A 543-nucleotide genomic window follows, 5' to 3' on the forward strand; every position below is an offset into this window, starting at 1 on the left:
CAACATCCCACCCCCGATCACCCGGAAAACCACCCACCGCATCCACACCACCGACCAACAACCCCCACAACCGCTCCGGACCATCCACCCCACCCGGATAACGACAAGCCATCCCCACGATCGCGATGGGATCATCGGTGACCGCCGCCGGACGCCGCGTCCTCCGCTGGTCGGCCTGCCCGCCTAGCAGCCGGCGCAGCACGAAGTCCGTCAGCGCGTTCACCGATGGGTGGTCGAAGACCAGCGTCGCCGGCAGGGTGAGCCCGACCGCCCGGCCCAGCCGGTTCCGCAACTCCACCGCCATCAGCGAGTCGACGCCCAGTTCATGGAAAGCCCGGTCCACCGGGACCGACTCGGCCGCGCCGTACCCCAGCACTGCGGCCGCCTGCGCGCGTACGAGTTCGGTCACCGCTGCCTGACGCTCCGCGGCAGGAAGCTCAGCCAACCGATCAGCGAACGAACCGCTACCCGCAGGAGCATCCAGCGCAACCCTGCGCCGCACACCCACCAGATCACGCAACAACGCCGGCAACCGCTCCCCCG

Annotated in this window: 1 protein-coding gene; it reads right to left on the reverse strand. The window is 69.4% G+C overall.

All coding sequences use genetic code 11. The annotated features are described in order from the left end of the window. A partial coding sequence (locus ACFQSB_RS40355; RefSeq protein ID WP_380832661.1) for an acyl carrier protein occupies positions 1-543 on the reverse strand: 543 nt, incomplete at both ends.

The organism is Sphaerisporangium rhizosphaerae, from assembly GCF_042665155.1.
GTDB lineage: Bacteria > Actinomycetota > Actinomycetes > Streptosporangiales > Streptosporangiaceae > Sphaerisporangium > Sphaerisporangium rhizosphaerae.